Source organism: Pontibacillus chungwhensis BH030062 (assembly GCF_000770675.1).
In the GTDB taxonomy this organism is placed as follows: Bacteria; Bacillota; Bacilli; order Bacillales; family BH030062; genus Pontibacillus; species Pontibacillus chungwhensis.
The window spans coordinates 249,623-263,344 of sequence record NZ_AVBG01000001.1; the positions used below are offsets into that span (position 1 = coordinate 249,623).

13 protein-coding genes and 1 pseudogene are annotated in these 13,722 nt (G+C 39.9%); 10 read left to right on the plus strand and 4 right to left on the minus strand.

The window, feature by feature from the left end; genetic code table 11:
* Positions 1-4: 4 nt before the first annotated feature.
* The 8 genes and pseudogenes from N780_RS01225 to N780_RS01260 all read left to right on the plus strand — a co-directional run bounded on the left by N780_RS01225 (position 5) and on the right by N780_RS01260 (position 8,274).
* Positions 5-1,547, plus strand: a pseudogene (locus N780_RS01225) (AMP-binding protein).
* Between the two features lie 20 nt (positions 1,548-1,567).
* On the plus strand, positions 1,568-2,920 hold the full coding sequence (locus N780_RS01230) for an acetyl-CoA carboxylase biotin carboxylase subunit (RefSeq protein ID WP_036779004.1): 1,353 nt from the start codon (positions 1,568-1,570) through the stop codon (positions 2,918-2,920).
* Positions 2,917-3,129: an acetyl-CoA carboxylase biotin carboxyl carrier protein subunit gene (locus N780_RS01235; RefSeq protein WP_036779006.1), complete on the plus strand. Its 213-nt coding sequence runs from the start codon at positions 2,917-2,919 to the stop codon at positions 3,127-3,129. The genes N780_RS01230 and N780_RS01235 overlap by 4 nt, the downstream gene beginning before the upstream one ends.
* A gap of 15 nt (positions 3,130-3,144) precedes the next feature.
* Positions 3,145-4,056, plus strand: a complete 912-nt coding sequence (locus N780_RS01240; protein WP_036779009.1) for a hydroxymethylglutaryl-CoA lyase — start codon at positions 3,145-3,147, stop codon at positions 4,054-4,056.
* Positions 4,053-4,835 carry an enoyl-CoA hydratase gene (locus N780_RS01245; protein ID WP_036779011.1) on the plus strand — a complete coding sequence of 261 codons (783 nt, stop codon included), beginning with the start codon at positions 4,053-4,055 and terminating at the stop codon, positions 4,833-4,835. The genes N780_RS01240 and N780_RS01245 overlap by 4 nt, the downstream gene beginning before the upstream one ends.
* A gap of 18 nt (positions 4,836-4,853) precedes the next feature.
* A complete protein-coding gene (locus N780_RS01250; protein WP_036779014.1) occupies positions 4,854-6,389 on the plus strand; it encodes an acyl-CoA carboxylase subunit beta in 1,536 nt (511 codons plus the stop codon).
* Positions 6,390-6,492: 103 nt separating this feature from the next.
* A complete protein-coding gene (locus tag N780_RS01255; protein WP_036779016.1) occupies positions 6,493-7,977 on the plus strand; it encodes a UDP-N-acetylmuramoyl-L-alanyl-D-glutamate--2,6-diaminopimelate ligase in 1,485 nt (494 codons plus the stop codon).
* A gap of 51 nt (positions 7,978-8,028) precedes the next feature.
* Positions 8,029-8,274, plus strand: a complete 246-nt coding sequence (locus tag N780_RS01260) for a hypothetical protein (RefSeq protein ID WP_156969037.1) — start codon at positions 8,029-8,031, stop codon at positions 8,272-8,274.
* Positions 8,275-8,322: 48 nt separating this feature from the next.
* Here the strand turns inward: N780_RS01260 and N780_RS01265 are convergent, their stop codons facing one another.
* The 4 genes from N780_RS01265 to N780_RS01280 all read right to left on the minus strand — a co-directional run bounded on the left by N780_RS01265 (position 8,323) and on the right by N780_RS01280 (position 11,387).
* Positions 8,323-8,703: a PadR family transcriptional regulator gene (locus N780_RS01265; RefSeq protein ID WP_036779022.1), complete on the minus strand. Its 381-nt coding sequence runs from the start codon at positions 8,701-8,703 to the stop codon at positions 8,323-8,325.
* A gap of 146 nt (positions 8,704-8,849) precedes the next feature.
* On the minus strand, positions 8,850-9,839 hold the full coding sequence (locus N780_RS01270; protein ID WP_036779025.1) for an ABC transporter substrate-binding protein: 990 nt from the start codon (positions 9,837-9,839) through the stop codon (positions 8,850-8,852).
* Positions 9,840-9,867: 28 nt separating this feature from the next.
* Positions 9,868-10,620, minus strand: a complete 753-nt coding sequence (locus N780_RS01275; protein ID WP_036779027.1) for an ABC transporter permease — start codon at positions 10,618-10,620, stop codon at positions 9,868-9,870.
* Complete coding sequence (locus N780_RS01280) at positions 10,617-11,387, minus strand: ABC transporter ATP-binding protein (RefSeq protein WP_036779030.1); 771 nt, start codon at positions 11,385-11,387, stop codon at positions 10,617-10,619. Before N780_RS01280 ends, N780_RS01275 begins: the two co-directional genes overlap by 4 nt.
* A gap of 408 nt (positions 11,388-11,795) precedes the next feature.
* Between N780_RS01280 and N780_RS01285 the strand changes: the two genes are divergently transcribed.
* Both N780_RS01285 and N780_RS01290 read left to right on the plus strand, forming a co-directional pair.
* On the plus strand, positions 11,796-12,926 hold the full coding sequence (locus N780_RS01285; protein WP_036779033.1) for a glycosyltransferase family 4 protein: 1,131 nt from the start codon (positions 11,796-11,798) through the stop codon (positions 12,924-12,926).
* Positions 12,927-12,993: 67 nt separating this feature from the next.
* Positions 12,994-13,566, plus strand: a complete 573-nt coding sequence (locus tag N780_RS01290) for a sugar O-acetyltransferase (protein WP_036779035.1) — start codon at positions 12,994-12,996, stop codon at positions 13,564-13,566.
* Positions 13,567-13,722: the final 156 nt, after the last annotated feature.

A 13,722-nucleotide genomic window follows, 5' to 3' on the forward strand; every position in this document is an offset into this window, starting at 1 on the left:
TAAAGTGTCCTTATTAGAAATGACGGTTGGAGAATTGTTAGAAGAGAAAGCAAAAGCACATCCAGATCATGAAGCTTTTGTCTATCCGGAGCTTGGGTTACGCAAGACATATCGTGAATTTGATGAATGGACAGATGCTGCAGCTAAAGGGTTTATGAGTTTAGGGATACAAAAAGGAGAACCAAGCTCGGGAACTAGAATATTTGTTAAAGCAATCTGATGCCACAACACTATTGTTGGCGGAAGAATACAAAGGGACCTCTTACCTGGATATTCTACAGGAAATATGCCCTGAACTTGAACGCTCGGAAAAAGGTGACCTCTACTGTCCCTCATTACCATATTTGAAGAATATTATCGTCCTTAGTAAACAGCAATATCCTTTCATGTATAACTTTGAAGAGCTCGTTGAGGAAGGAAAGAATATCTCATTAAATCAGCTTTCTCAACGTAAGAAGACGTTGTCTTATAAAGATGTGATTAATATGCAATATACATCTGGAACAACAGGTTTTCCAAAAGGCGTCATGTTGTCTCATTACAATATAGTGAATAACGGCAAGCAAGTATCTGATGCAATGAAGCTTACTGAAGAAGATCGGCTCTGTATTCCTGTTCCATTTTTTCATTGTTTTGGTTGTGTGCTTGGGACAATGGCGGCAGTATCAAAAGGGACAACGATGGTCATATTGGAACAATTCGACCCTGTTACTGTAATGAAAGCTGTTCAAAATGAGCAGTGTACAGGATTGCATGGGGTACCGACAATGTTTATCGCTGAACTCAATCATCCTGAGTTTTCCACCTTTCTATTCTCACATTTACGGACTGGCATTATGGCAGGTTCTACATGCCCAATGGAAGTAATGAAAAAGGTCATTCATGACATGGGAGCATCAGAAATCACAATTGCTTACGGTCAAACAGAATCATCCCCGGTTATTACTCAAACCACTACAGATGATCCAATAGAGCGAAGAGTTGGAAGTGTAGGAAAAGCTCATCCACATGTTGAGGTGAAAGTGATTGATCCGGCAACAAATGAAGAAGTCGAATCAGGAGTGCCAGGAGAACTTTGCACTAGGGGATACCTGGTAATGGAAGGTTATTACAAAAATAAAGAAGCAACTTATGCTGCTATTGATGAAGAAGGATGGCTTCATACCGGAGATATAGCCGTAATGGATGATGAGGGATACGTTGAGATTACAGGCCGTATAAAAGACATGATTATACGCGGAGGTGAGAACATTTATCCAAGAGAAGTGGAAGAATTCCTATATACGCATCCGGACGTTCTCGATGTACAAGTAATTGGTGTTCCTGATGAGAAATACGGAGAAGAACTTATGGCGTGGGTTATTGTGAAAGAAGGAAAAGAACTTTCTAAAGATCAACTGAAAGCATTTTGTCAGAATAAAATTTCTCGCCATAAAATCCCAAGGTATATTGAATTTGTCTCGGAATATCCAATGACTGCAAGTGGAAAAATTCAGAAGTTTAAACTTAGAGAAAACGCGCTCCATCTTATTCAAAAAAATACTTAATTGGTCAGGAGGAAGCCACTATGTTTTCGAAACTACTTATAGCAAATCGTGGGGAAATCGCTTCTCGTATTATCCGTACATGTAAGCGTTTAAACATTCAAACTGTAGCCATTTATTCAGAACCTGATGAGGATAGTCCATATGTTAAAGAAGCAGATGAAGCTTATCCCCTTGGTGGGTCTAGGGTTCATGAAAGTTATCTGCAAGTAGATAAAGTATTGGATATAGCTAAAAATGCAAATGTGGATGCGATCCATCCTGGCTACGGGCTATTAAGCGAAAATGCTGATTTTGCTGAGCGTATTCAATCAGAAGGAATTACCTTTGTCGGACCAACAAGTGATGTTATTCGAAGTATGGGAAGTAAAGTAGAAGCAAGAAGTACGATGAAACGGGCTGGGGTCCCTGTAATACCTGGCACATCTTCATCAACTAAAGACGCAGACGCTGCTATTGAGGCAGCATCTGATATTGGTTACCCGATAATGCTGAAAGCCTCAGCTGGTGGTGGTGGCATTGGGATGCAAGTCGTGAACAATGACGAAGAATTAAGAAAAGCTTATGAAAGCAATGCAAAGCGAGCTCAAATGTTTTTTGGTGATGGGACCATGTTTTTAGAGAAGAAAATTATAAACCCCCACCACATCGAAATTCAGGTACTGGCAGATCAAAAAGGAAATGCTCTTTATCTTTTTGAAAGGGAATGTTCTGTACAACGCAGACACCAAAAGGTGGTAGAAGAAGCTCCATCTCCTTTTATTTCAGAACAAACGAGAGAAAAAATGGGGGAAGCTGCTCTTAAGGCGGTACGAGCACTTGGATATCAAAATGCAGGAACAGTAGAATTTTTGGTAGATGAAAATCAACATTTCTACTTCTTGGAGATGAACACACGTCTTCAAGTAGAACATCCTGTAACAGAAGAAATAACAGGATTCGATTTGGTAGAAGAGCAGCTCCGCATTGCTCATGGAGAAACGTTACGATACAAACAAAGTGAATTAACGATCCATGGTCATGCTATTGAAGTTCGAGTTTACGCAGAAGATCCTAAGACCTTTTATCCGGCACCTGGCCAAATGACAGATATGCAACTACCAGTTGGAGATCATATCAGACATGAGTTAGCTGTTCACTCGAAAAGCTTCGTGTCACCTTTCTACGATCCTATGATAGCAAAATGCATTACGTGGGGAGAGACAAGGGAAGACGCGATTGAACGCATGTCTTATGCCCTTAGCCAGTATGAAGTGGAAGGGATTAAAACGAACCTTCCTATGCTAAGAACCGTCCTTAATCATGACATATTTAAACAAGGGAATATCACAACCAGTTTCGTAGAAGAACACTACCTAAAGGAGGAAGCAAAATGACAGAAGTAAAAGCTAATATGGCAGGAAGTGTATGGAAGATTGTTGTAACAGAAGGTGACGAAGTAACATCTGGTCAAGATCTATTAATTTTAGAATCAATGAAAATGGAGATCCCCATTGCTACAGATGATGACGGTACGGTGAAAGAATTAAAGGTAAAAGAAGGCGATTTCGTAAATGAGGGAGATGTTGTTGCCATACTTGAATAAGGAGGAGAGGTCTTTATGAACCTTCCGGCAAAAGTTACGGTTAAAGAAGTGGGACCAAGAGATGGGTTGCAAAACGAAGAGGAACATATCTCTACTATTGACAAAATTGAGTGGATTAATCAGCTGTCAGAGTCAGGGCTTTCTTATATAGAAATCACCTCATTTGTGCATCCAAAATGGATCCCACAATTAGGTGATGCTGTGGATGTGGCTAAACAAATCAATCGGAAACCCGGGGTCACATATGCCGCCCTAGTCCCTAATGAAAGAGGGTTGGAACGTGCGCTAGAAGCTGACATTGATGAGGTTTCGATCTTCATGTCCGCTTCTGAAGCTCATAACCGAAAGAATATTAACAAGTCTATAAGAGAAACATACCCAGTTTTGTCACCGGTCGTTCAGACAGCTAAAAATGAAGGGAAAACCGTTCGGGCATATGTTTCTACTGTATTTGGTTGTCCGTATGATGGAACCGTCGAAGTTGATCAAGCTCTATCTGTCTGTGAGCGCTTGTTTGAAATGGGAATTGATGAATGTTCAATAGGAGATACCATTGGTGTTGCGAATCCTTTGCAAGTTGAGCGAGTGCTTAGTACTTTAAGTAATCATTTTCCAAAAGATAAATTAGCCCTTCATTTTCACAATACAAGGGGGACGGCCCTTGCGAACGTCGTCACTGCTTTACAACTAGGATTTACGACGTTTGATAGTTCACTGGGTGGGTTGGGGGGATGCCCTTATGCTAAAGGGGCTTCAGGAAACCTTGCTACAGACGACCTTCTCTATATGCTTGAAGAAATGGGGATTCATACTGGGGTTGATCATCATAAACTTTTGAAGTCAGGTGAGTGGATCCAACATGTTGTCGGAAAACCACTTCCAAGTCACCACATGCAAATGCTTAGAAGTGGAGGGATACAAGTTTGAAGAAAGCTGTAGAATTACAACAACTAGAGGGGTATGTATACGAAATCACTTTATCGCGTCCTGAATCTGCAAATGCGTTCTCACATGCTCTGATGGATGATCTTAATGTTTGTTTAGATGAAGTAGAAGCATCAAGAGATGTAAGGTGTGTGATTATCAAAGGGATTGGAGAAAAAGCCTTTTGCGCTGGTGCAGATTTGAAGGAGCGGCAGGGTATGAATAATCAACAAGTCATTGAAACCGTACATAGAATCGGCCAATGCATAAAGAGAGTTGAATCGTTAGAAATCCCAACGATTGCTTCTATTAATGGTGTGGCCTTTGGAGGTGGTCTCGAACTTGCGCTTGCTTGTGACATTCGTATAGCGAGGGATGATACGAATATGGGTTTGACAGAAACCTCCCTTGGGATAATACCAGGAGCAGGCGGTACACAGCGCTTGCCTCGCTTAGTTGGAATAGGGAAAGCAAAGGAGATGATTTATAGCGCGATGCGAATCTCTTCAAAAGAAGCGGCGAACATTGGTTTAGTAGAAAGGGTTGTTTCTGCATCTGAACTTTTAGAAGAGACGAGGGGGCTTGCTCGCCTTATTGCAAAGAACGCACCAATTGCACTAAAGCAGGCAAAACGAGCCATTGATACAGGAATAAACACAGATAAAGATACTGGTCTGTGTATTGAATCTCTTTGCTATCAACAAACCATTCCAACAGAAGATCGTTTAGAAGGGTTAAACGCTTTCAAGGAGAAACGAGCCCCACAATATAAAGGGAGATAACCAAGGAGGAGAATCTATATGACTACGAAATATGATCAAACATTTCAAGATAAAGTTGATGAAATTAAGCAAGGTGGTTCAGAAAAATACCATCAAAAAAATGCGGAAAAAGGGAAAATGTTTGTTCGTGATCGCTTAGAACAGTTATTTGATGATGGAATCGATGTTGAAGACGCTTTCTTTGCAAATTGTCAGGATGGTAGCCTCCCAGCAGATGGCGTTGTGACTGGAATAGGCAAAATTAACGGAGAGACAGTTTGTGTGATGGCTAATGATTCTACTGTTAAAGCAGGATCTTGGGGAGCTCGAACTGTTGAAAAAATTATCCGTATACAAGAAACGGCTGAAAAACTAGAAGTACCGATGCTATATTTAGTTGATTCAGCAGGAGCAAGAATTACCGACCAAGTTGAAATGTTCCCAGGAAGACGCGGAGCAGGTCGTATCTTCTATAATCAAGTTAAACTTTCAGGACGAGTTCCTCAAGTTTGCTTGCTCTTTGGTCCATCCGCTGCTGGTGGCGCTTACATCCCTGCTTTTTGTGACATTGTTGTTATGGTAGAAGGAAATGCATCCATGTATTTAGGTTCTCCTCGAATGGCAGAGAAGGTAATTGGCGAAAAAGTTAGCCTTGAAGAAATGGGCGGAGCTAAGATGCATTGCTCTGAATCTGGTTGTGGAGATGTACTAGCAAAAACCGAACAAGAAGCCATAGAATACGCAAGAAACTATTTAAGTTACTTTCCGAAAAATTTCAGAATAGCTGCACCAACTAAAGAACCGCTACCTGTAAAACCTCATGATAAAACGATTCAGGATTTAATACCTGAAAACCAAAATGCTCCTTTTGATATGTACCAACTAATTGACCATTTAATTGATGAAGACTCATTTTGTGAGATTAAGAAGTTATTCGCAAGGGAACTGATTACTGGACTAGCGCGTATGAACGGAAAACCTGTTGGAATTATCGCAAACCAACCACGCATGAAAGGTGGCGTGTTGTTCCACGATTCAGCAGACAAAGCAGCCAAGTTCATTAACCTATGCGATGCGTTCCATATACCGCTTCTGTTCTTAGCAGACATCCCAGGATTTATGATTGGAACACGTGTAGAGAAAGCAGGGATCATTCGTCACGGGGCTAAGATGATATCAGCCATGAGTGAAGCAAGTGTACCAAAGATTTCTGTTATTGTCCGTAAAGCATACGGTGCTGGTCTTTATGCGATGGCAGGCCCAGCATTTGAGCCTGATTGCTGTATTGCACTTCCTAGCGCTCAAATAGCTGTTATGGGGCCAGAAGCTGCTGTTAATGCGGTATATGCTAACAAAATAGCTGAACTAACAGAAGAAGAGCGCCCTCAATTCATAAAGGAAAAGCAAGAAGAATATAAAGAGAATATCGATATCTATCGCTTGGCTTCTGAAATGGTAGTAGATGATATTGTTGACCCTGATCGGTTGCGAGCAGAGCTGATCACACGCTTTGCCTCTTATGAAACAAAACGTCTACAATTTACTGAACGTAAACATGGGGTGTACCCAGTCTAGTTCGGCTTTCTGTTGCAAATAGCTATTTAATGGCGATAGAATTGACAAGCATATCAAGGGCTCTTCCTAGAGTGTAAACTTACCCTTAATGGAGGTTCTACAAATGAAATTACAATCAATATTAAACAAAATAGACTACACGATTCTACAAGGGGACGCTCAAGTAAACATTGAATCTGTTGCATACCATTCTGGGTTAATACAACAGGATTCACTGTTCATTTGCCTTGAAGGAACGAAACGCGATGGACATGATTACATTGCCCAAGCGGTTATGAAGGGCGCAGTTGCGATCGTGATTCAAAAACAAGTTGGCCTAGAGTTTGTTCCAGAAGATATGACGGTCATACAGGTTGATGATACCAGGCATGCGTTACCAATTATTGCGAGTCAGTTCTATAGCCATCCTTCACAAGCATTTCGTTTAGTAGGTGTCACAGGCACGAACGGTAAAACGTCTGTATCTCATCTTATCTCTTCTATACTTCAATTTACCGGTAGAAAAGTTGGAACTGTAGGTACACTTGGAAATCGTATAAATGATAAGGATATTAAAGCTTATCGTACAACTCCAACTACTCCTGAGACAGTAGACCTGCAAGCTTCTTTTGCAGCGATGCGTGACCAAAGCGTAACGGACGTTATTATGGAAGTTTCCTCAATGGGACTAAAAAACAAGCGTGTTTTGGAATGTCAGTTTGATGTAGGAATCTTTACAAATCTATCAAGTGAGCATTTAGACGATCATGGTTCTTTTGAAGATTATAAAGAAAGCAAGCTGTCACTGTTTCCTATGTGTCCTTATTCCATTATTAATGTAGATGATCCTTTTGCTTCTGAATTTATCGGTTCAACAAACGGTTCTTACGAAACATACGGAATCGAGAATCAGGAAGCTGATCTTAATGCAACGCAAGTAAAAACGGATGAAAAGGGCGTTGCTTTTCAGATTAATCATAAAGAATTCAAGAACGATGTATATGTACCGATTCCGGGTGAATTTACTGTTTCGAACTCTTTGGCAGCCATTAGTTGTTGTCTTCATTTAGGGCTTGATATTGAAGATATTATAGAAGCGCTAAAGCACGTTAAAGGCCCGGATGGACGTTTGCAAACGATCCATTCACCTGAAGGGTTTACAGTAATGGTTGATTATGCTCATACCCCTGATGCATTAGAGAAAGTATTGTTAAATCTATCACCCATAAAGAAAGGCAATATATTTGTTGTATTTGGCTGCGGTGGCGATCGTGACCGGGGCAAACGGGCTGTGATGGGAGAAATAGCTTCAAGATGGAGTGATTACGTTATTCTCACAACAGATAACCCGCGTTCAGAAGAACCAGCGAGCATTCTTTCTGATGTAGAAGAAGGAATGCAAGCTCCTGGTGACTATGAAATTATTGAGGATCGTGAAGAAGCGATTCATCGTGCACTAGGCATGGCAGAACCGCGTGACATCGTCCTTATCGCAGGTCGTGGAAATGAAAACTACCAGGAAGTAAAAGGATCAAAGCGCTCTTTAAATGATTTTGATGTAGTTGAAAGGTTTATGAATCAACATACATCAACAATTAAGGAGGGGTAAATCATAACGAGCCAGATGAAGAGGCGTATTGTGTTTGGTTGTGGACTTTTTTTGGGGCTATATCTACTGTTAAAAGGGATTGATTTCTTTAAAGATTACGGAATGAACATTGGCAATTCACCTGAATTGCAATTATTTTTAATCGACGTTACCAATCTACTTCCTCTTCAACAAAGCCCTATCACTGGAACGATTTTGTTAGTAATGGGATCGATCATCACTGTCTTATCATTTGTGGCTTTTCTTCGTGCAAATCACCATGATGATTATCAGAATGTGGATCAAAACGGTAAATGACTATTGGTTAACAGAAAAACCGCTCCCTATTAATAGAGAGCGGTTTTCTTATTGGTAAACTTCATTCATAATTCTTTTTAAAATATGAATTTGTTCATCAAAAAGAATTTTATAATGTTTTTTCATAACTTCAAATTCTTCTGTTCCTTGTTCTGTTACACGGTACCAGTACACTTTTTGGCGTTTTTTCTCAAGGGATTTGTAGTCTTCACGGCGTTGTAAGAGCCCTTCTTCTGTCATGTCATGAAGGGTATCGAGTAATGTTGAAGGAGCAGGCTGCCAGTTCCCTGTTAGCTTACTAAACTCCTCTTTAAAATGTTCACTGATCAGAGATGTACGCTTGTGCAACAAATGTAAAATATAAAACTTGGTAAACTGAGCGGCAGACATATTCAAAGCAAACTTCTTTGGATTATTCTTGTTTGACATCCAAATCACACCCCTTTTGGTAGAAAATAAGTTTGTTGCCAACATCTACATTACTAGTATACCATATTCTGTACTTAGTAGTAACTCAGAATGTGCATAATAAAACCCTTGAGAACAACAAATTTTGCAATTCTCAAGGGGGCTTATTATTCTATAAAACTTTTATCAACTAAACCTTCTAGATCTGGTTTTTCTTTTAAGAATTCTAAATCAAATGAAGAGTTAGCAAACATTTGAAGATAATCTGGGTTAATTTCATATGTGAACGTTATACGCTCCCAGGCACTATCAATGACGCTACGAGACAGCTCTTGTTCTGTAATATCTTTAATCTTGTTAATCGCGATCGTTTTTGATTCATCAGGATTTTCTTGAATAAATTCCGTTGCCTTCATGTGTCCATCCACTAATTTCTGAACTAGTTCCGAATCATTTTCGACTAAATCACTAGAGGTTACAAATACGGCAGCAGGAAGTGTTTCACCATAAGCTACGTTCTTCGTGTCAATAAGCACCTCTCCATATCCTTCTTCTTCAATGTAAGAAGCCCAAGGTTCTGGGACTGTTGCAACATCTACTTTTCCATTCGCAAATTGTTGAGCATATGTTGCTGGTTTACCAGTTACATGTTTCATATCCCCGTTTAGACGATCAGATTTCATTCCAAATTCGCGCATCATCAACGTTTCAAATTGCACATCATGTGTACAGCCAACTCGAGGAGAGATAAACGTTTTCCCTTTGATGTCCTCAGGTGAAGTGATGCCAGAATCTTTACGGGCCATTATCACCGTGCCACCTGTAGATCCTGCGGCTAATATGTTAATCTTCGCTCCGTTTGTAAAGTGATTCATAGCTGGTCCTGGACCTACAAGGCCACCGTGGATCTCACCTGTTTCAATTGCTGTCATAAAACTTGAACCATCTGGAAAGTACTTATAACTTACTTCCGTACCATCTGGCAACGTTTCTTCGTAAAAGTTCTTTTCTTCTGCTACCATTCCAGCTACGTGATTAATATTTGGGAAATACCCAATTATAATCTCCTCCGGTGTTTCTCCAGATGTAGATTTACTTCCACAAGCTGTTAATACGGCAAGAAGAGCAATCGTGCAAAGATATAGTAATTTTTTCATAATTCATCCACCTCTTTTTTTGTATTTATTATAGTAGGCCCCAACGTTTCATTACTGTCTTCTCTAACTTAGAAAAGACTAGATGATCAACAGTTGAGCCGATCACACCAATAATTAGGATAATTGCCATAACAACATCTACTCTTGCAAAGTCAAAAGCGTATGTTAATGAATAGCCAAGTCCTGGTCCGTTACTTAATAATTCACCTGCCATCAATGCACGCCAGCTAAATGCCCACGCAAGGCGAATTCCTGTCATGAAATGAGGAATAGAAGCAGGGATTTCAACCTTAAAGAACAGCTCCAAACCGTTCACACCCATTGTTCTTGCCGCTTTCTTGAAAGATGAAGGGACGTTTCGAAGAGCCGTCCGTGTATTTAGAGCCATTACAAAAACTCCACCGATTACGACCACAAAAATGACTGCCATTTCGTTGAAGCCAAATAGTAATAATGAGAGAGGCACCCAAGCGATACTGGGGATACTTTGCAATGCTATTAAATACATACCGGCAGTTTCATCCGCTTGTTTAGATTTCGCTAACAAAACCCCAATTGATGTGCCGAGTATGATACTGATTGGAAGACCATATAACAAATGCTTAAAACTAGCCAAAAGGGCTTTCGTTAAGGTCCCGTCTCCGAACCCTTCGACTAAAGCATAGTACACATCAACAGGAGGGGGGAATGCGATTTCTGGGAATACTCCCGCTGAATAGACACCTTGCCAGAGAGCAATAACCGCTACAAGAAATAAAATTCGTTTTAATAAGATTTTCATTGTAATTCTTCCTTTAATACTTTGTTGATTTCGCCTTCTAACAATCCCATTACATGTTGCTCCATAGCGATGACATCAGCATCTGTTCTTACTCTGGGCCTAGGAAGTGTAATAGATAAATCCTCTATAATCCGCCCAGGACGTGTTCCCATTACGATAATGCGATCTGATAATTTAATAGCTTCAGAGATTGAATGTGTGACAAAAAGTATGGTTTTCTGGTCTTCTGACCAAATCCGCAACAACTCGTCGTGTAAGATATGCCTGGTTTGTTCATCTAAAGCCCCAAACGGTTCATCCATTAGTAACACTTTTGGATCCATAGCAAGGGCCCTCGCTATCGCTACACGTTGTTGCATTCCACCTGAAAGTTCGTGGGGATAAGATTGTGTGAAGCGGCTAAGGTGCACCATTTGCAAATAGTTCTTAGCTGTGGTGACTTGATCTTTCTTCGATAAGTGCTTTAAAGGAAATTTAACGTTTTCTAAAACATTTAACCAAGGGAATAGTGCTGGTTGCTGAAACACCATACCTCTGTCAGGGCCGGGTTTTGCTACAGGCTGATCTTCTAAAAGGATCTCCCCGCTCGTTATCGACTCAAGTCCTGCTATCATAGCGAGAAGCGTTGATTTTCCGCATCCTGATGGACCTAATATGGATACAAAATTATGTTCCTCTATAGAAAGATTGATGTCAGAAAACACCTCCCAAGCTCCGTGCTCTTCATGTGGAAAAGATTTTGATACATTGTTTAATTCTAAGTACATTAGCTCAGCCCTTTTCTCTAATTCTTATAAGAATAATCGGAATTATATGCGTTATATTATACGATTCTGTTAAAAAACGTGTCAACCTATTTTAGAATTTTATGAAATCTTTACTATTCGTTAATAGAGGAATGGTGATTCACTATTTGATAACTGTTTCATGTTTAGAAATATGGTACAATATGTGCGGTATTGGCTTATGTAATTAATGTTTTGTACATGAAACTCACATATTCTTAACATGAATATGTGATTTATGTAGTGAAAAGGACGTTATATTACTGATATGATTAGAGACAGACGTAACAAATAGAAACATTGATTTACTTAATAAAAATGTACATAAGAGTAAAATCCAATTGTTGTGGAAATCTTAAACATTAATAGTGAAATAAAGGAGTATGCAGCTTGAAGATCGCAATTGTAACGGAAACCTTCTTACCTTCTACTGACGGAGTGGTAACAAGGCTTAAAGAAGCTATTAAATACCTGAGGAGTCAACAACATGAGGTTGTGGTCATTGCTCCTGATTTAGGTGTTTATGAATATGAAGGAGCCATTGTTGAAGGTGTAAAAACAACGACGTTACCATTTTACAAATATCGCCCCTTTTCATTGCCAAATAAAATAGTGAAGTCTTTGCTACAAAAACATAATCCAGACATCGTTCATGTGGTGAATCCTGCCCTTGTGGGAGTATCCGGGGTAAAATACGCTAAAGAGTTGAACCTTCCATTGTTAGCTTCTTATCACACCCATGTACCAAAATACTTGGATTACTATAGGTTATATGCTTTTAAACCGCTTCTATGGTGGCATTTTAAGCGACTTCATAATCAAGCGGATTTGAACCTTTGTACATCTCAAGCCGTTAAAGATGAACTAGATGAAGAAGGGTTTTATAATGTTCATGTTTGGAAACGGGGTGTAGCGGTTGATCGCTACTCTCCAGAGCACTATAGCCAAGAGATGAGGAGTCGTCTTACTGGAGGGGAACCACATAAGAAGTTGCTGGTGTTTGTCGGTCGGCTTGCAGCTGAGAAGGAGATTCACAAATTAAAGCCGCTTCTTGAACAGCGAGATGATGTTCGGTTAGCCATTGTTGGAGATGGTCCAGCTCGTGAACAAGTTGAGAAGACATTTGAAGATACAACTGCGATTTTTACAGGATTCTTACATGGGGATGAGTTAAATCAAGCATTTGCCTCAGCCGATGCCTTTATTTTTCCTTCTGTAACCGAAACATTAGGACTCGTTATTTTAGAAGCTATGGCTTCAGGCTTACCTGTCATCGCAGCAAAGAGTGGACCTACTATGGAACAAGTAGAAGATGGACGTACAGGATTGTTATTTGAAAATGAAGATACTCAAAGCTTAATTGAAGCGGTAGAGAAGATAGAAGATGCGGAGCTTATGCAAACTCTACGCGAAAATGCTAGAGCTGAAGCGGAAAAGTTCAGTTGGACAAAACCATCTGAACAATTATTAGAGTATTACGAGCAAGTGTTAGGTTCTATAAAAATGAAACAAGCGAATTGAAACCACCAAGAAAAGCCTTAGATTATGCCTAAGGCTTTTCTTTTTATCCATATAGGGGGGTATTAAAATGTATTCGGAGAAGCGAAAGATGTTAGCTGGGGAGTTGTATAACGCAAGTGATGAGGAATTAGTTAAAGACCGACTTAATGCCAGGGAATTAACACGGGCTTATAACAATACAACAGAAGCGGAAGATGATAGACGTACAGAAATATTAAAAGCACTTTTTGGCTCCACCGGAAATAATCTTGCCGTAGAACCCACTTTCAGATGCGATTATGGATATAACATACATGTAGGTGAGGATTTTTATGCAAATTTTGACTGCATCATACTAGATGTCTGTCCAGTAACAATTGGTGACCATTGCTTATTAGCTCCAGGCGTCCGTATTCTCACAGCGACTCATCCAGTAGATCCCACAACAAGAAGTTCAGGACTTGAGTACGGTAAGCCTGTAAAACTTAAAGATCATGTATGGGTTGGAGCCAATGCAATCATTAACCCTGGTGTTACCATCGGTCATAATGTAATTATTGGGTCCGGAGCTGTCGTCACAAAGGATGTACCGGATAATGTAATTATTGGAGGTAATCCTGCACGAATAATCAAAGAAGTGGAATTCAACCCAGAAGCATAAAGTTTGAAAAAGATGAAGAAACGGATATCCATTCGTTCCTTCATCTTTTTTGATATTGAAAACAATAAGATTGTGAAGGATTACTAGAATTAAAACAGGGCGACTTACAGTAAATATTGCACGAATAGGCAATATTATACGCTCTGAGAAAATAGC